General features: G+C 54.2%; 19 protein-coding genes. 9 read left to right on the top strand and 10 right to left on the bottom strand.

Translation table 11 applies throughout. The annotated features are described in order from the left end of the window. Position 1 precedes the first annotated feature (1 nt). Positions 2–541: a GNAT family protein gene (locus VEI50_08945; GenBank protein ID HXX75243.1), complete on the top strand. Its 540-nt coding sequence runs from the start codon at positions 2–4 to the stop codon at positions 539–541. A 262-nt stretch (positions 542–803) separates the two neighbouring features. On the opposite strand, the gene VEI50_08940 is transcribed toward VEI50_08945, so the two are convergent. After that, positions 804–1,148, bottom strand: coding sequence for a hypothetical protein (locus VEI50_08940; GenBank protein HXX75242.1), 345 nt, complete (start codon positions 1,146–1,148; stop codon positions 804–806). A gap of 30 nt (positions 1,149–1,178) precedes the next feature. Here VEI50_08940 and VEI50_08935 point away from each other — a divergent pair, with 30 nt between their 5' ends. Then, entirely contained in the window at positions 1,179–1,718 is a 540-nt protein-coding gene (locus VEI50_08935; GenBank protein ID HXX75241.1) for a tetratricopeptide repeat protein, read from the top strand. Between the two features lie 25 nt (positions 1,719–1,743). Here VEI50_08935 and VEI50_08930 read toward each other — a convergent pair whose 3' ends face one another. Next, complete coding sequence (locus tag VEI50_08930) at positions 1,744–2,313, bottom strand: DUF3365 domain-containing protein (GenBank protein HXX75240.1); 570 nt, start codon at positions 2,311–2,313, stop codon at positions 1,744–1,746. 137 nt (positions 2,314–2,450) lie between these two features. Between VEI50_08930 and VEI50_08925 the strand changes: the two genes are divergently transcribed. The 3 genes from VEI50_08925 to VEI50_08915 all read left to right on the top strand — a co-directional run bounded on the left by VEI50_08925 (position 2,451) and on the right by VEI50_08915 (position 4,680). Further along, positions 2,451–3,428, top strand: coding sequence for an RluA family pseudouridine synthase (locus VEI50_08925; protein HXX75239.1), 978 nt, complete (start codon positions 2,451–2,453; stop codon positions 3,426–3,428). Positions 3,429–3,467: 39 nt separating this feature from the next. Then, positions 3,468–3,890, top strand: coding sequence for a hypothetical protein (locus VEI50_08920; GenBank protein ID HXX75238.1), 423 nt, complete (start codon positions 3,468–3,470; stop codon positions 3,888–3,890). A gap of 352 nt (positions 3,891–4,242) precedes the next feature. Continuing rightward, positions 4,243–4,680: a GNAT family N-acetyltransferase gene (locus VEI50_08915; GenBank protein ID HXX75237.1), complete on the top strand. Its 438-nt coding sequence runs from the start codon at positions 4,243–4,245 to the stop codon at positions 4,678–4,680. A gap of 133 nt (positions 4,681–4,813) precedes the next feature. Here VEI50_08915 and VEI50_08910 read toward each other — a convergent pair whose 3' ends face one another. The 4 genes from VEI50_08910 to VEI50_08895 form a co-directional block, all read right to left on the bottom strand. Then, on the bottom strand, positions 4,814–5,458 hold the full coding sequence (locus VEI50_08910; GenBank protein HXX75236.1) for an outer membrane beta-barrel protein: 645 nt from the start codon (positions 5,456–5,458) through the stop codon (positions 4,814–4,816). Between the two features lie 283 nt (positions 5,459–5,741). Further along, entirely contained in the window at positions 5,742–6,566 is an 825-nt protein-coding gene (locus VEI50_08905) for a metal ABC transporter permease (protein ID HXX75235.1), read from the bottom strand. A 14-nt stretch (positions 6,567–6,580) separates the two neighbouring features. Continuing rightward, complete coding sequence (locus VEI50_08900; GenBank protein HXX75234.1) at positions 6,581–7,378, bottom strand: metal ABC transporter ATP-binding protein; 798 nt, start codon at positions 7,376–7,378, stop codon at positions 6,581–6,583. Between the two features lie 55 nt (positions 7,379–7,433). Then, a complete protein-coding gene (locus tag VEI50_08895) occupies positions 7,434–8,363 on the bottom strand; it encodes a metal ABC transporter substrate-binding protein (protein ID HXX75233.1) in 930 nt (309 codons plus the stop codon). 160 nt (positions 8,364–8,523) lie between these two features. Here VEI50_08895 and VEI50_08890 point away from each other — a divergent pair, with 160 nt between their 5' ends. Next, positions 8,524–9,702: an anhydro-N-acetylmuramic acid kinase gene (locus VEI50_08890; GenBank protein HXX75232.1), complete on the top strand. Its 1,179-nt coding sequence runs from the start codon at positions 8,524–8,526 to the stop codon at positions 9,700–9,702. Then, a complete protein-coding gene (locus VEI50_08885) occupies positions 9,680–10,219 on the top strand; it encodes a DUF2726 domain-containing protein (GenBank protein ID HXX75231.1) in 540 nt (179 codons plus the stop codon). Before VEI50_08890 ends, VEI50_08885 begins: the two co-directional genes overlap by 23 nt. Before the next feature lie 20 nt (positions 10,220–10,239). Here the strand turns inward: VEI50_08885 and ybgF are convergent, their stop codons facing one another. Then, entirely contained in the window at positions 10,240–10,752 is a 513-nt protein-coding gene (gene ybgF / locus VEI50_08880; GenBank protein ID HXX75230.1) for a tol-pal system protein YbgF, read from the bottom strand. A gap of 313 nt (positions 10,753–11,065) precedes the next feature. On the opposite strand from ybgF, the gene VEI50_08875 reads away from it, so the two are divergent. Beyond that, positions 11,066–11,902 (top strand): right-handed parallel beta-helix repeat-containing protein, encoded by an 837-nt coding sequence (locus tag VEI50_08875; GenBank protein HXX75229.1) that lies wholly within the window; start codon positions 11,066–11,068, stop codon positions 11,900–11,902. 68 nt (positions 11,903–11,970) lie between these two features. Here VEI50_08875 and VEI50_08870 read toward each other — a convergent pair whose 3' ends face one another. Together VEI50_08870 and VEI50_08865 are read right to left on the bottom strand one after the other, a co-directional pair. Continuing rightward, positions 11,971–12,918 (bottom strand): GGDEF domain-containing response regulator, encoded by a 948-nt coding sequence (locus VEI50_08870; protein ID HXX75228.1) that lies wholly within the window; start codon positions 12,916–12,918, stop codon positions 11,971–11,973. Between the two features lie 301 nt (positions 12,919–13,219). Then, a complete protein-coding gene (locus VEI50_08865; GenBank protein ID HXX75227.1) occupies positions 13,220–13,597 on the bottom strand; it encodes a hypothetical protein in 378 nt (125 codons plus the stop codon). A 1,347-nt stretch (positions 13,598–14,944) separates the two neighbouring features. On the opposite strand from VEI50_08865, the gene VEI50_08860 reads away from it, so the two are divergent. Then, positions 14,945–15,631: a lytic transglycosylase domain-containing protein gene (locus VEI50_08860; GenBank protein HXX75226.1), complete on the top strand. Its 687-nt coding sequence runs from the start codon at positions 14,945–14,947 to the stop codon at positions 15,629–15,631. Positions 15,632–15,774: 143 nt separating this feature from the next. On the opposite strand, the gene VEI50_08855 is transcribed toward VEI50_08860, so the two are convergent. After that, positions 15,775–15,972, bottom strand: coding sequence for a hypothetical protein (locus VEI50_08855; GenBank protein ID HXX75225.1), 198 nt, complete (start codon positions 15,970–15,972; stop codon positions 15,775–15,777). Between the last annotated feature and the right edge of the window lie 363 nt (positions 15,973–16,335).

The raw sequence follows: 16,335 nt of genomic DNA, 5'->3' as shown, positions 1-16,335 counted from the left end.
CATGCAGTTCCCTGTTGAAGCTAGGCTCAAGAACGGGATGCCGATTGAGCTGGTGTTGGCGGGGAACTCCGACTTGCCGTTGCTGGCCAAACTCTATGATCGGATTGTAGAGGAGGGTACCTCGTATCCACACGATCGACGACTCAGCCAAGACGAGTTTGAAGACTATTGGGTGAAGGGAAAAAGCACAGTGGTGGCCTATGAAAGACCGCGTAAACGAGAGCCGGAACTGCTCGGAGCATTCTACCTCAAGCCCAACTGGCTCGGTCGAGGAAGACACGTCGCAAATGCGGGGTTCATTGTGGCGCCAGAGTGGCGGAATCGCGGGTTAGGCTGGTTGCTGGGCGCACTGATGCTAGACTATGCCAAACAGCTTGGCTATCGGGGTGTGCTCTTCAATCTCGTTTTTTCAGAAAACCAGGTGGCGCGGCATCTGTGGGAGAAGCTCGGCTTCCGTGCCCTTGGGGTGGTTCCCGAAGCGGTTCGCAAGAACGATGCGACGTACCAGGACGCTCACATCATGTTCAGATCCCTGATATAGAATTAGAGGTATTCTGTTCCGCTGCATCCTGCTTGACCCCAACCCCGCGCTGGTGCATCCTGAGAACCAGTTCGTACGCGCAAAAATGCATTCTCTTCCATGACAGGTGGGCTTGGGATCCGTTTATCCCCTGTTGCTTCCCTCCGCAGGTATCGCAATGGTTGCCTTAGGACTTCTCCTTGCTCTCCTTCTTTTCCCTGTTACCGCTGCGTGGGCGTTCGAGGAGTTGTGGTTCCTTCAATCAGTGTCGTCAGCTCGACAATTAAATGGTGACGAGCTGCTTCGAATTGGCGAAATACACGATGTGCAGAACCATTTTCCTGAAGCTTTGACCTACTATGAGCAAGCGCTGGACTTCTTTCGTACGAGCAAACAGCGTCGGGGTGAGGCTCTCGCCCTGACAAAAATAGGATTGATTCTTGAACGTCAAGGTCGTAGAGAAGCTGCGGCTGCTCGACTCATGGAAGCTGTATCGCTCTTCTCCAAGTTCCCCAACCAACCGGTCCATACTGACGCCCTGCTGGCCCTCGGCCGAGTCTCCGCATGGTTGGGAGATCGTGAGGAAGCTGGTCGCCTGTTTGAGCGAGCCATGCAGCGGTCGGGCCAATCTCGTAATCCTAGCGGAGCGTGTCAGGCAATGATACAGCTGGGACTCCTGCACATCAGCGACGGTCGAGCCGATGAAGGAGAAAAGGTTCTCCAGCAGGCTCTGGAGGATGCTCAACGCCGTCATGACGAGGAACGAACCCTCGCGGCCCTACTGGCGCTCGGTGACGCACGGTGGATACTGGATCAGCCGGAAGCCGCGCGAACCTACTATCAGAAAGCCCTCCCTTTAGCCGAAAAGGCTCTCCACACGCGCCTGGAGGCTGACCTCGAACGTCGTCTGGCTTACGTGCATGAGTCCATGGGTCAGCCGGAGCACGGGATAGTGTCTGCCAAACGCGCGCTTACGCTGTATCAATCACTGCACGACTCTGCTGGTGAAGCCGTGACCCTGGCGGTCATAGCCTCCCTCTATCGCATGGCCGGAGAGGAGAGCCAGAGTGAGGAGGCAGTGCAACGCGCGCTGTTGATTCACCGGCATCACCAGTTCATGGTTCACGGGGGTCATTCGACACCCCGCATCTCTCGCCAAAATCAGATGGCCGTGATAGCTGCGAGAGCGAAAGGTTGAACGTCGTTACGACCTAAAAACTGCCTTACTTGCTCAATGGAATTTGGATCACCAGCCCGCCCATGACGTCGTTGACCTTGAAATCTTTCTTTGGACTATGGGGATGCGCATTGTGACAGGAGACGCAGGCTTGAGTGACAGCGCGATCAGCGTAGATTGCTTGGAAGTAAGGCTGATTGTCGACTTTGACCACCCCGGTCGCTGATTCCTCAGGACGTTGCCGCACAGCCTCCAAGCCTTTCTTTTCCGACTCCTCGTCCGGGGCATTGTTCGGATTAATCGGCCAGAGGCTGATCAGTCGGTAACGCACTTTCGTGCCGGTCTTGGTGGCTAGATCACTGGCTTCCATGAGGAACTGAGCGGGCAAAGGGAGAGTCCTTTTCTCGGCGCGCCAATTCTCTGCCGCAACTGCCCCACCCTGCTTTTGCATCCGTTCCACCACATGGATGGTGTAGAAGGTACGGTCCGCTTCAATGACCGCATGAATATAGTCCGCGACCGTGTCAGGGGGAATGCCCGGTAGATCCCCGGCATGCCCTCTGATGGCTGATCCAGACAACAGCACTACTACAAACAGGCCCATTCTCCAGCTCATACCTTTGCCTCCTTCGATTCGTTCCGGACCAGCCTCCACGCTCACCAGGATAGTCCGATTCATAAGAGGAGGCAAACTCCGTCGTCACTAATCTTCCATTGCATTCAACCGAACGTCTTTAGTAGCGTTGCTGGAACATGCACACCGAATTCGTCGTCACAGCCGGTGAACAGCCGAAGCGATTGGATGTGTTCCTCGTCAATCGGGAACCCAAAATCTCGCGATCGGCTGTCCAGCGGCTGATCGAACAGGGCCGTGTGAAGATCAACGGTCACGTTGTGAAGCCCAGCCAGAAGATTAAGCCCGGTGACGTAATTGCCTTCGACCTTCCGAAGGCGGAACCGTTGGAACTCAAGGGCGAATCAATCCCACTCGAGATTCTCCACGAGGATGAGGCTCTGCTGGTCCTTAATAAGCCGGCGGATCTCGTGGTGCACCCTGCCCCAGGTCATTGGTCAGGCACCTTAGTCAATGCCCTCTTGCATCACTTTCAGACATCGGGTGGCACCGTGTCGTCGATTGGCGGAAAGGAACGACCTGGGTTAGTGCACCGGCTCGATAAAGACACGTCTGGTGTAATGGTGATCGCCAAAACCGACGAAGCCCATCGCGCCCTCGCAGCACAGTTTAAACACCATGCGATCACACGAACTTACGAAGCCTTGATCTGGGGTGTGCCGAAGAAGGGACACGGTGTGATTGAACTCGCGATCGGGCGCGATACGAAAGAACGAAAGAAGTTCTCGGCGAGAACGACGCGACCAAAGGAGTCCGTCACGGAGTACAAAGTGGATCAACGGTTCGGGAAACTGGCGGCTCATGTGCTGCTTTACCCGAAGACCGGCCGAACGCACCAACTCCGTGTGCACCTCAACTCACTCGGTCACCCGATCCTGGGTGATCAGACCTATGGAGGGAAGAGGGTGGCCTCCGTCGCTGGTATCGAGATTCCTCGAGTCATGTTGCATGCGCGGACCCTGGGGTTTCACCATCCGGTTACCGGAGGGTTCAGCGAGTACACAATGCCTCCGCCGCCCGACATGACGCATGTCCAACAAACGCTCCAACTCTTCACGAAGAATCAACGCCAATTGATCAATCACTCAGGGCCCTGATACAGTCAGCTCCTCGACCGCTGTTGTCATTGGTGCGCTATGGACACAAGCGTAGTCTTAGACACGATCGGTGGCCTCATTTCGCAACTCAAGACCTATGCAGTCAAGCTCCCAGCGGTGGTCCACATGTCGGTTGTTCCATCGGGGTACAAGCCACAAGAGGAAGCGGTGGATGATTACGAGAGGCTCGTCTCTCGTTTTCGGAGCCAAAGTGGAGGGACTGCATACAAGGGTCTGAACGAGTTATTCGTCGACTCTCTTGAGGCGTTCGAGGCAGGCAAACTGCTCGGCTCCATTCAGCCGCTCTTGGCGGTGCTCGATCATCTCGAACGGATGCGGCAGGATAACGAAATCGAAGTGGGCCGGCTTGACGAGAAACGTCTGTTGGACTACCGGGCCGCGTTGAATAAAATATTGCCCGGCAATAAGCCAGAGCTCGATGGTGCCGGGCGCGGGCTGTGATGGAGCGGGGAAGATTTCAGCGATCAGCCGTCAGTTTCCCAGGCGAAAGGTTACCGAAGAAAGCATCTTAACGCTGAGAGCTAATCGCTGAGTGCTGACAGCTTATATTTCAGTGACCCATCTTCGGGCCCGCCGCGTTCGCTCCTTCTGAAACCAGTTTGAAGCGGACTGTCGAACCACAATGTGGGCACCTCGCGCGAATCGTGGCTTCATCGAGACGTTCATACTGATCGTCTTTCAACCACATTAACTGGGAGCACTTGGGGCAGCTACGGACTTGCGTTACCATGGTGAATTCCTTACACTGTGCGCGTTTGGTTGAGAAAAATAACGGGAGATACTGTAGTACACAATGCCCTCGACCCTCAAGACTAAGTCGACCGTTACTTTTTCTGAGCCACGCGAACTCGATCCCGCCAAGCTGATCCGCCTCTTCAACCAGGCGCCCTGGGCCAAGGGGCGCCTGGAAGCCGATGCAAAAGTGATGTTGACGAACACGGATCTGTTCGTCTGCGCGTGGGACGGTGACCGACTGGTCGGGTTCGGTCGAGTGCTCACCGACTATATTTATCGAGCATCGATCTGGGACATCGTGGTCGACAAAGCCTATCAGGGGCAGGGTATCGGCACAGAACTTGTCCAGCGTATCCTCAACCATCCCCGCTTGAAGAAGGTCGAACTTTTCTGGCTCTGCACGCGTATGCCGGGATTCTACGAAAAACTCGGCTTTAGCTCGAAGGAACAGACAGGCATGGTCTGGAGCCGCAGCAAGCACACACGCGCAGATTAATTTCGTGCCACTGCTCTGTCAATTCTCTACCTGTCATTGCTTTGTCGGGAGATGACTGATGTTCTCTCAGGCGTGTCTGAGAAGGCGGAATCCGGGAAATTCCGGTATTCCGCCTCGAGCAGAATCAACAAAATTAAAAGAACATCTTTGCACCAAACAAGAACCCGAACGACGAAGCGTTCCAATCGTTATTCTGGACGCCGTTGATGGTCACGTGGCCGTCGTTTCGTTTGTAGGCCATTTCAGCATTGAGCGCGAACTGTTGAGTGATCATATAGTCCGTCCCCCAGCCAAGTCGCCAGGCGAAGGTGTTGCTTGGAGAAATTGTGGTTCCGGCAATCGAACTGCTTTCACCGAAACTATTCACGTTCACGCCGAAGCTCATATTGACGTATGGGGTGAGAGGGCCATACCGGATGGGACGCACCTCCACCGTCGGCAACACGGACACAGTGTCCTGATGACCTATGTCTGTGCCACCCGACGACATGCTGTGCCGTTCCCACTCCAACATCATGCCGACGAGGAGCCATTGGTTGAGGCTATACATCGCTTGAAAGTTAACCAAAGAGCCGACGTCGGTCGAGGTATTTAAGGAATCTGAAGTCGTTTGAGTGACGGGGGCAAATCCTGCGCGCATGCCCAGCATGACCTTACCTGCTTCGGTCCCGCCTGATTGAGATTTCCATTCTTCTGCCTTCGCACGGTCAACCGGATTGACCATAGCGAACATGATGATCATGAAAAAACTAGCGAATACCCCCCGCGCGGTGATCATATACATCCTCCTCTGATGGGAACCACGATCATGAATCTTAGCTTGGTCTAGCACAAATTCAGCGCCGCGAAGACGGCAAGCTCATGACCTGGGTGATGCCCGCGAAGTCTCACAAATGAGTCGTCACCGTGCAATCGAATCATCGCCGTGCACGGGCTTCGGTCGGGCGAAGGGTTCCGTGGATAACACACCCAACGTATTCTCTACCCTACGGCGAAGCCTTAATCAACGAAATAATTTATGTACTTTGGATGCCGAATCAATAGTAATTAGACTGACCGGGTCAACTGTTTGCCAAAGCATGGCGCTGTCTTTTGGGAGAGCACAGCACGGCCACAAAAAACAGCAGCGTTGCGAGCAGGACGATGGCAGGGCCTGACGGAATATCCCAGATCGATGAGAGCACAACTCCTCCGACAGAACAACCCACCCCGATGATCACGGAATACCACGTCAGCGTCGAGAGGCTATGGGTGAGCTGATACGCAGTCGATGCGGGGATCAAAATCATCGCGAAAACAAGAATGGCCCCAACTGTTTTGAGCGAGAGAACCACAGTCAAAGCCACGAGAGTTAAGAGCAAAAAAAACACCCGGCGAGCCGGCACACCGGAGGCCTCCGCCATTTCTTGATCGAAGGCGATAAAGTAGAGTTCTTTTGAGAAAATGACGACAGCGCCGGTGACAAGAATACCGAGTCCTGCGATCGTGCGTAATTCCTCGCTGGTTACAGACAACACACTCCCGAACAAATAACCGTACACCTCTGCGTTATATGCCTTCATCAGTCCGATAAAGAGGATTGCCAGAGCCATCGTCGTCGTATAGAGAATCCCAATCGACACATCCAGCTTCATTCGGCCTTTTTCTTCCAGCCAGCCGGTAGTCCATACCGTGGCCAGACCGAAGGCCATTGCCAGTGGGAGCGGCGGCCAGCCTATCAAGTATCCCAAGGCCACGCCGGCGAAGGCTGCATGCGATGTTCCGGCGCCCACAAAAGCTAACCCGCGCAATATAACGAACACCCCTACGACGGAGCAGAGCCCACCCACCATCGCCGCGGCGAGCAGTGACCGTTGCATAAAGTCGTAGGTCAAAAGGTCAAGCATCTCGGTTCGAGCAATTAGTGATGGTGGTGGTGATGATAGTCCTCGACAATGACGAGGTCTTTCTCCGTAATGACCAGGTCTTTACCATAGACCTGGCGAAGAATCTCGGGCTTGAGGACTTCTTCGGGAGGGCCTGCTGCATGGAGGCGGGTTTTGAGAAGCACGAGACGGTCTACGCGCGATCGAATCATATTGATGTCGTGGGTAATCAGCAGGACGGTGAGGCCCAGCTCTTCATGGAGGTGTTGGATCAACTCAACGACATTATACTGGGTGGTGATATCCAGCCCAGTCGTTGGCTCGTCGAGTAAGAGCACTTGTGGTTGCTGAGCCAACGCCCGTGCGATAAAGACTCGCTGTTGTTGGCCACCCGAGAGGTGACCAAGCGCCGTGCTTTGGTATGCCTCCATCCCCACGTGCGTGAGGGCCTCCACAGCGATCTTCCGGTCATTCGCCAAGGCCCTCTTGAAGAGCCCGAGTGCTCCGTACCGGCCCATCATGACGGTTTCAAGGACCGTCACAGGAAAGTTGCGATCGACGACACCCTTTTGTGGCAAGTAGCCTATTTGGGCTCGATGGTGGCAGCGTAATTCCTCACAGGAACAATCGAAGATCTTCAGACTGCCCTCCAGGGGTGCCATCAATCCTAGAACGGCCTTGCACAGGGTCGTTTTTCCTGAGCCATTCGGACCAATGACTCCAATGAACTCACCGGCATTGACGGCGAGCGAAATCTCCTTGAGCGCGATGACTCCAGGGAACCCAAAGGTTGCGTGGTCAAAACGGATGATGGGTCTCGATGAGCCAGTCATGTGCACAGGGTTTTCCTTAGCCGAGTTGGATGCAGATGCCGGCATAGAGACGTTCTTACACCGGCTCAAGCGCGTTGGCTAATTGGAGCACATTATAGCGGAGCATGTCGAGGTAGGTCTCGGTGTGAGGCAGACCGCCCGGAAGTGTTGTGAGGACCACCACGCGCGCCCCCGTTTCCTTCGCTAGCAGATCGGGAAGCTTTTGGCTCAGCTGAATTTCCGACACGATGACCTTGACGCGATCTTTCTTGATCGTTGTGATGAGGCTCTGCAGTTGAAGAGCGGACGGCTCGCTAGCTGGTTGCGATTGAATCGTTCCTACGATCTGGAATCCAAATCGCCGTGCAAAGTAGGGCCATGCGGGATGATGAACGATGATTCGACGATCAGTCACGCGGCGAAGTCGATCGTTGAGCTCGGTACGGAGTTGATCCAATTTCCGGAGATACACCGCTTGATTATTCCGGAACTCCGCGGTATGGGCGGGATCAGCCTTGATGAGCGCCTCCACGATATGCCGCATCATGGTGGTGGCGTTTTCCGGGTCCAGCCAGATATGAGGATTTCCATGGTCGCCCTCTCCGCTGTCATAGGTAGGGCCGTCATGATCCGGCAGGTCTCGGACCAGCCCGATGCCTTTCGATGTAGTTATAATGAGGAGCGAGGGACTGCCGGCTGCCTTGACGAGCGACGAGACCCAGACCTCAAGCCCGAGGCCGACTTCAAACAACAATCGTGCCTTTCGGACTGCCACCAAATCGCTGGGCTTCGGGGCATAGGTGTGTTCGTTTTCATACCCGCTGAGTAAGGAGGTGACTCGAACATACGGCCCGCCGACTTGCTCGACGAGATCTTTTAAGACAGGAATGGTCGTAACCACTTGAAGAGGCGACTGGCTGGCGGCAGCTGCGATATGGTGAGTTGGAAAAGGAAAGGCTGCGACACATAGCACGGAAAACAAGCAAAGCAACCAGGCGCGTGGCATGGGCGAGGACCGTAACATCGGCCTCTACGGTTGTCAACGAACGCCGGATGTGTTCCTTTTATCAGTCGCTGAATCATTGTCTGCTTGACCGGTTGCGACGCTTCGATTAGCGTAACCACTCCGGTGGGTCACCACGCAACGAAAGGAGACTGGTAAAGCTATGAAAGTTGTCGGGCTGATGTCCGGCACGTCCGGCGATGGAGTGGATGCAGCGCTTGTAGAAATTACCGGGCGTGGCCGCTCGCTGAAGGCTCGCACCCTTGCAGCAGAAACCCTCCCCTATCCTCGATCCTTGCAGCAGCGGATTTTAACTGCTTCGGTTTCCGGCACGGTTATGGAGATTTGTCATCTCAATGCGCTTCTTGGAGAATGGTTTGCCAATGCGGCGCTACGAGTGATTCGCCGAGCGCGGTTCCGTCCCACCGACGTGGCCCTCATCGGATCGCACGGACAAACGGTCCATCATCTTCCGCAAGGGATCCACGCGCCCGGCGTCGGCGCTGTTCGGTCGACATTGCAAATCGCTGAGCCGGCAGTCATTGCCGAACGAACCGGGATCACGACCATCGCAAACTTTCGTCCGCGTGATATAGCTGCTGGCGGGCAAGGAGCGCCTCTCGCACCGATGGCGCACGCGCTCTTGCTCAAGCATCCTCTCCGTGGCCGATTGATCGTCAACTTGGGAGGGATCAGCAACGTCACCTTCGTACCCCCGGGCGGGAAACAGAAAAGCGTCCAAGCGTTTGACACGGGACCGGCGAACATGGTCCTCGATAGCCTGATCCTGAGACTCACTGCTGGACGTCTCTTAATGGATCGTGAAGGCAAGTTCGCGTCGAAGGGACGGGTAAATGATCGGCTGCTGAGTAAACTGCTGGCGCATCCCTTTCTCTCGAAGCGGCCGCCCAAATCGACTGGCCGTGAAGAATTCGGCCCACACTTGATCGAAGATCTGATTACCACACAGCAACAACTGAGGCTTTCTGTAGAGGATCTATTAGCTACCTGCAGCATGTGGACAGCCAAAGCAGTTGGAACTGCTCGGCGATGGATTCATGGAAAAATTGATGAAGTCGTGGTGGGCGGAGGCGGCGTCCGCAATAGAGCCATCATGGCTCATCTCGCCACCGTTTTTGACCCGATCCCTGTGACGACCTTTGAGGTACTTGGATGGGATAGTAAGGTATTTGAAGCGGTCGCGTTTGCTGTTCTGGCCTATCAAACCGCCACCGGGCAGTGGGGGAATATTCCCGCGGTGACTGGTGCTTCGCATCCGGTGTTATTGGGAACAATCGTGCCCGGTAATCCTCAGTGGCGTGAACAGCTCCGTAGCCAGTAAGGGCGCAATGGATTGGGGGCTCATCGGTCTCGGAATCGGAGTCGCCTTGTTGATCTGGTGGCTCGCTGTCTCGTCCCGTTCCGTCAAAACCAAAACTGGGACCTGTGTAATGCCTCCCCATGTGACGCTCCAGCCGCAGGCGTTGCTCACGGACACGGAACTGTTCCTCTATAACCTCCTGCGACTGGCAGTCCAAGACCAGTACCTTGTATTCACGCAGGTTCCGCTCTGGTCCATTGTTCGTGTGGATGCGGAAAGGTCTGTCCGATCGGAAGTGTTGCAGCAGATCGCGCTCAAACGACTGGATTTTGTCCTGGTCCATCCCGGTTCAAGACTAGTCGAGCAGGTGGTTCAATTAGAAGATGATCAAGCGTCTCAGGCTCGCCAGGGGAGGAGGCAGGAAGTCATCAAGGCGGTAGTCGAGGCTGCTGGCATTCGGTACACTACTCTGCCTCTGCGTACCTCATACACGATTCCACAGCTCATGGCGCTGCTTGGTCTTGTCGACCCGGAATAGGTCATCCGTCATCGTTAGCGCTATCGCTCCTCAGTCACATCGGTGGACGAAGTGGTCGGCTCATTCCGTATCGCCGTCACCTCCAGCGCTTTTCTGGCGATTTCAGCTTCCGAACTATCGGGATACTGGTCGATCACTCGCTCATACATCATTCGGGCTTTCTCGTGATCTTTCATCTTCGTGTAGGTCTGGCCGATCTTGAGTGAAGAGGCGGCCAACTTCGGACTAAGCGGATAGTAGGACACGACATCGTAAAATGACTTCAACGCCTCTTTGTAGTGCCCCAATCGGTAGTGGCACTCTCCAATCCAATATTGCGCATTCGCGGCTAACGACGATTGTCCGTGAAGCTCGAGAAAAAATCGAAAGCCGGCGAGCGCCGCTTCATAATCCTTGTGTTTAAATTCCTCCATGACTCGGTCATACAGGTGTCTGGAAGTGTCCTGCATTTGAGGTGATGCGGCGACAGCGAGATCGAGCGAGAAAATGACAGCAGCAGTGACGAACATCAGGTGTTTCAGCCTGTTCCTCATGATCCCCTCCATGACGCGGGAACTTTGTGTCGTATCGTCACGCTGTGTCGCAATCACCGTGCCACAACGGAAGAAATCCAGTCGGAGAAAATCGGTGGAAAACCAGAGGCTTTGACGCGAACGTCTGGTTGGTGATTTGGCAAGGGTCACGTGCTGACGAGACAGATTTGTACGGATGAGGACTCTTCGCCTGCTTGACAAATTCCGGATTGGTGTTCCGCTGACACGGCACCGGCTATCCGTAGCCTCCAATCTTGACTTCGTCTTGAGCGACCGAAATAATGCCGCGTCCTTTCTTGTCTCCTCACACCCAATGATCCAGACGCAGAGTGAGGCGATGGTCGTGGAGCAGACACCGCTACCCAAGCTCGATCCGCCACCAAACCCACTTGGCGGTAAAACCCTCATTGTCGATGCCCAAGATGTTAACGCGTATGCACGGCCTAGCGCTGCGTTGAACGATGCAGGAGAGACGGACCAAGTCTTTGTTCAGCCGGGAATCTATGAGGACAAGATTTTCATTTCTGGTCGGCCGATCCTATTGGTCGGTGCGGGGCGAGATCAGGTTCAGATTTTTTCACGTCGCGGCGGGCCGCTGTATCTCCAACAGGTGCCCGGTGGACGGATCAGCGGAATTACCTTTCGCTACGTTGGGAGCGATCAGAATTCTGCGATAAACCTTATGGATTCTTCTTGTACGGTCACGCAGTGTCGCGCCACGGACGGCATTCTCTCTGGCGTTGTGATTTATGGCCCACAGTCGCGCGCAGCGTTCATCGATAACGAGGTGTGCCACAATCGTGAGTCAGGAGTCTTTGTGTTTGCCGGGGCCCAGCCAAGGCTCGCGGACAATCGGTGTTTTGGGAATCACCACTTCGGTATCGCTGTTCGGGACCCAGGAAGTTACCCTGAGCTGGTTCGGAACCAGTGCCGAGAGAACATGCTCAGCGGGATGTTGCTGTTTCACCATGCTGAAGCATTACTGATAGATAACACCTGTGTTGACAACCATCAATGGGGAATCGTCCTTACGCCGGATTGTCATCTGACACCCGACGGTGCAGCTTTGGAACAGTCGAACATTTTCATGCCGAACCCTCTGGGGCGAGTCTGTGTGACGGAGAAGCCGCTGGCTGATATCGGCCGATAATTAGCTCGAGGAGCAGAGATGGGGGAAAATGGTGCAGAAGAGTGTGAGGAACAGAGAGAATAGTTGTGCTACGTCCTCGGTGTTTGGCTGAATTGGGAGAAAAGATCGGGCATCTGCTGATCGTTGGATCCATAGAATCGGAATCCGCTTCCACCCTGTTGTTTCGCTTGGTACATCGCGTCATCCGCATGTTTGAGCAAATCGTCGACTTCTTTGTCATCATGTGGATAAACGGTAATTCCGATGCTGACCCCGATCGAGATCTGACGGTTCTTGATCTCGAACAGGGTCGCAATGGCTTCGACGATCCGTTTCGCCACTACCGTAATATTCTCCTCTGATGCGACACCCTCCAGGATAATCGTAAACTCGTCTCCACCCATCCGAGCGACCGTATCGACTTCTCGAACACAACACTTCAGACGGTCGGCCACGGACTTGAGCAACTCATCTCCGATGTCATGTCCCATTGTATCGTTCACCGCCTTGAAACGGTCAAGGTCGAGTAACATCAGCCCGAGTGATTGCTGGAGGCGCTTGCTGCGCGCCATACCCTGAATAAGTCGATCACGAAACAATGTTCGATTCACCAGTCCGGTCAGGTGGTCATACTGTGCGAGGTAGGTCAGCCGTTCTTCGGTGCGCTTGCGCTCAATGGCATATCGAACTGCGCGAGCCAACAATTCGGGGTGCCCTTGACCCTTAACCAGATAGTCCTGTGCCCCCTGTTGGACGGCCTGAAGAGCCAGGCTTTGGTCACTAACGCCGCTGAGGACCACAACTGGTGTCGAGGGGCTTGTGGCATGAACCTGTCGCAATGTGGGGATACCGAACGCGTCAGGGAGTGAGAGGTCCAAAAGTACGGCGTCGAATCGTTCACCGGTCAAGCGGGCCAGACCTTCCGCAAGGGTGGTCACATGGACAACTTGAAATTCCTCGACGCTCCATTCCGCAAGCAGATCTTGCGTCAGCCTGGCATCGACGTCGTTATCTTCGACGAGGAGAACCTTGATCATAGGAGCCATTCATCGCTCGGAAGCACAACCCTGCTCCGGCGCCCGACCGCTCGTCCCTCCCGCTCGCTAAACCGTGAGTCTGTGCAGCCCTCATTATAGACATGAGGTTATATGCGACCAAGGAAATGAGTAATTTAGGCAGGCAGTAAAACTCGGGATACAGGAAGACAGGATTTCGAGTACTGTTGGGCTGGTCCTTTGATGAGGACACACCAATGCCTCCCCGTCCACCGTGCGAGAGTGTATCGATTATTGACGAGAATAGCTCCAGCCCTTGTGGGGGCGAGCGGTAGTCAGATTATCAGGCTACATGAAGCGCTTCTGCTCGACGGCGAACCTCCTCGGCCTTCTGGGACTGCCCGAGGTTTTCGTAGAGAGAGGCGATGTTCGCATGTAAATGGGACAGGAGTTGTCCCAATTGCGCTTCCTGTGCAATGACATTGGCCTCTAGCGCCAACTTCTTTTCCTCGCTCCGGCGGAACCGCTCCTCCAACCGCTGAACGAGTTGAACCCAACCCCTCACCTTGCCCGAATCCAGGTCGGGAACTGCTGGCAGCATTTCGCCACGCTCAAGGGCCTTTTCCGTTTGGTTCATCCAATTGATAAAGACGAGAAAATCACCGAGCGTAATCTTCAGTGCGGAACACGTGCCTTCTTCTTCGATCACCAAATCTTCCATATATCTCCTTACGGGACGATTCTGCAGTTTTTGCCAACAGACTCCACCAAAATTTTGATGTTGCTCCCCAGCAGATCACGCCGCTGTGTCAGCGTGGACCACCTCCTTGTTGATATTTTAGTAATTGAAAATGGAAGAACGTTACGTTCGGAAGCAATCCAGCCATCAGGCACATCAGATTGGTGTTGCGTGAGTAATACTGCGCTCCGGGTTCTATTGTCAACATGTCTCAATATGATGAGCTTTGAGCCAGATCCCGATGCAAATTTTCCGATGGGGAACTTGGGGAGCCAAACGAGAGTAGTGTTGCTCAGCCTTGAGGAGCGAGAGGGGGGACGTTGGGGTAAGCACCCTGTGGCGGGCGCTCCGGTCCAATGGCGGCCTCACACGCGAAGCCTGGTTCGAATGGCCAGAGCAGTGACCGCCCTACTGTTAAACCCTTCACCTGTACGGTACGAAACGTAACACCCAGGCGAGCAGCTTCCTCCCGCATAGTTTCTAGACAACCATTATACGAGTAAGCACGCCGGCCAAGTAAAATCGGATCCCCTGTTTTACTGTGGAAGACGGTATAGGGCTCGGCACAGCCACTGACCGACAGCAACAGAATCGTAAGAAGGATCTTTCCCATCAAAGCCCCTGCTATCAACATGGTCGGCGACCGCCAGAACACTGTGCACCTCGCCATCTCCTGGATGGTGAGGGAGATTCAAAATGAACCTTTGTTTTAACGAGACGGCCAAGACGAACCTGATCTCCGCCAGGCATGCGGATGAATTCGACACCAAAACGGCGTCCTTCGGACCAGCGAACCTTGGCTAACCCAACATGGAGTGGAGAGCTTGTGTCTGGCACCAGCATTCTCATCTTCAAGTAAGAACCGGGCGGAATTCGGCTCCGGCTTTGAATGGCACATCCGGGCACGGAAACGTTCACGACGATTCCTTCCCCCACGCAGCGTTCACTGGTGAACACGACGGGAAAATTCGAATGCACGCGAGGGCAATACCTGATCTTGATCATCTTTAGCCAATCCTCATTCTCACCATCGACCGTAGAAGCCTATCACAGCCGTCCACTGGCACGCCATCCCGCGAAAGGACAACAAAATGCGCTTCAGGAAGTCGAAAAAGGGAATAACCCCACCCTGCTGCTCCTACAAAAGTTGGGGTCGATGAGAACACGTAAGTATTGGATAATACACTACAATTAATCATTTTTTGCTGTTCAATAAAAGGCACGGAAACTGCGCTAGTAGCATGGCAGGACTGAGTCAATTCCCGAACGAGAAACATCCGGAGACTGTCACGGAGGATCATGAAATCCGGAGCTAGGGAGGGAAGAGAAATGAAGATGACTCATGGTGAGAATAAGGAAGCACACGTGGTTCTGTCCCTCAACCTGTGTCTTGCTATTGGGCTCTTGGTTGCTGGGGTGATTGTCGTGCCATTTGCACCCTCAGTTCTGGCTGACGCCCAAGTCTATGAATATGTGAGCCCGACGGGAACCGTCAATCTGACGAACGTCCCGGCAGATGCTCGCTTCAAGGAATTTGGATCTCCGGCTCGATACCATCGAGCTGTGTCAGACATGGAGCTTGAGCAAGCGGTTGCTCGCGCGGCGCGCCAATATAAAGTTTCACCGGCGTTGCTCCTTGCCGTCATGAAGGCCGAATCGGATTTCAACCCCATGGTCATTTCCAAGGCGGGAGCCGTCGGACTCATGCAGCTGATCCCGGAGACGGCCATTCGCCATGGTGTGCGTAATCTCTATGATACAGAAGACAACATCGTCGGTGGGGCAAAACACCTCCGATATCTGCTGGATCGGTTTCACGGGAAAATTCGGCTGGCCTTGGCGGCGTACAATGCTGGCGAACGCAAGGTTGATCGATATGGCAAAATCCCCCCTTACAAAGAAACCCAACTCTACGTCAAGAAGGTCATGGGATATTATCGAGAATTCAAAAGGGGCGTCTGGATGATTCCGATTGCCGCCACCTCAGCTGCGGCCGATGCGAAGAGGGTATCTTGAATCACGCTGGTCGTGACTGGGTTTAGCTCGACGGAGGCGCTCGCCGAATCAATCCATTCAAACAAGTGTACAAGGGAGTCAATCGGATCCGCGAAGACTGGGGAAGATTCAAGGTCACTTGTCGATAAAACGAGCTGGGGCTATCACACCGGTTTCTCTGCCACATACTCCAGATACTTCCAGAGTTCCTTCGCTTCATCTTCGCTAAAGACTAAGGGAGTGTTATGCGCAGAACCTGCGAAAAACATTTTCACACTCATAGCATCTTGCCAGATCTGCACTTCGCAATAGCTCACGCTATCGAGATTCACGATTTTTTTCCCAATGCGAACGTAATGCATTATTGTCTCTCTCGCGATGCCACGCTGTTCGGACTATACCATTAGTGCTGAATCCGTCCAAAGACTTACTTCTTTCATGTGATAATTTCTGATTGACCAGGTCATAAAAGGGGAGGGTCAATGAATACGGCTGGGTAAGAGGCAGCCTCCATTCATCATGAACGAAGATGGAGCCTTGTGCGCGTAAACGGGAGGAACTACGGCTGAGACGTGGCTTTGGTTGCGGGGGAAGGATTTGAACCTTCGACCTTTGGGTTATGAGGCTGATACTGATTGATTTTCGAACGCCCTGATCTTTCGTCTGGTTTTTCGCTTAATTAGAATAATCGAAGACTTATACCTTTCTATCTGTTGCGGTCAGTT

The organism is Nitrospiraceae bacterium, from assembly GCA_035623075.1.
Lineage (GTDB): Bacteria > Nitrospirota > Nitrospiria > Nitrospirales > Nitrospiraceae > DASPUC01.
The sequence above is the reverse complement of the archived record's forward strand: the minus strand, read 5'-3'. Positions and strand labels throughout refer to the sequence as shown.

Excerpts from the sequence above, each read along its gene's own strand:
- VEI50_08945 (HXX75243.1), top strand. The coding sequence starts at position 2 with ATGCAGTTCCCTGTTGAAGCTAGGCTCAAGAACGGGATGCCGATTGAG.
- VEI50_08935 (HXX75241.1), top strand. The coding sequence starts at position 1,179 with ATGATACAGCTGGGACTCCTGCACATCAGCGACGGTCGAGCCGATGAA.
- VEI50_08930 (HXX75240.1), bottom strand. The coding sequence starts at position 2,313 with ATGAGCTGGAGAATGGGCCTGTTTGTAGTAGTGCTGTTGTCTGGATCA.
- VEI50_08925 (HXX75239.1), top strand. The coding sequence starts at position 2,451 with ATGCACACCGAATTCGTCGTCACAGCCGGTGAACAGCCGAAGCGATTG.
- VEI50_08920 (HXX75238.1), top strand. The coding sequence starts at position 3,468 with ATGGACACAAGCGTAGTCTTAGACACGATCGGTGGCCTCATTTCGCAA.
- VEI50_08915 (HXX75237.1), top strand. The coding sequence starts at position 4,243 with ATGCCCTCGACCCTCAAGACTAAGTCGACCGTTACTTTTTCTGAGCCA.
- VEI50_08910 (HXX75236.1), bottom strand. The coding sequence starts at position 5,458 with ATGATCACCGCGCGGGGGGTATTCGCTAGTTTTTTCATGATCATCATG.
- VEI50_08905 (HXX75235.1), bottom strand. The coding sequence starts at position 6,566 with ATGCTTGACCTTTTGACCTACGACTTTATGCAACGGTCACTGCTCGCC.
- VEI50_08900 (HXX75234.1), bottom strand. The coding sequence starts at position 7,378 with ATGACTGGCTCATCGAGACCCATCATCCGTTTTGACCACGCAACCTTT.
- VEI50_08895 (HXX75233.1), bottom strand. The coding sequence starts at position 8,363 with ATGCCACGCGCCTGGTTGCTTTGCTTGTTTTCCGTGCTATGTGTCGCA.
- VEI50_08890 (HXX75232.1), top strand. The coding sequence starts at position 8,524 with ATGAAAGTTGTCGGGCTGATGTCCGGCACGTCCGGCGATGGAGTGGAT.
- ybgF (HXX75230.1), bottom strand. The coding sequence starts at position 10,752 with ATGAGGAACAGGCTGAAACACCTGATGTTCGTCACTGCTGCTGTCATT.
- VEI50_08875 (HXX75229.1), top strand. The coding sequence starts at position 11,066 with ATGATCCAGACGCAGAGTGAGGCGATGGTCGTGGAGCAGACACCGCTA.
- VEI50_08870 (HXX75228.1), bottom strand. The coding sequence starts at position 12,918 with ATGATCAAGGTTCTCCTCGTCGAAGATAACGACGTCGATGCCAGGCTG.
- VEI50_08865 (HXX75227.1), bottom strand. The coding sequence starts at position 13,597 with ATGGAAGATTTGGTGATCGAAGAAGAAGGCACGTGTTCCGCACTGAAG.
- VEI50_08860 (HXX75226.1), top strand. The coding sequence starts at position 14,945 with ATGAAGATGACTCATGGTGAGAATAAGGAAGCACACGTGGTTCTGTCC.
- VEI50_08855 (HXX75225.1), bottom strand. The coding sequence starts at position 15,972 with ATGCATTACGTTCGCATTGGGAAAAAAATCGTGAATCTCGATAGCGTG.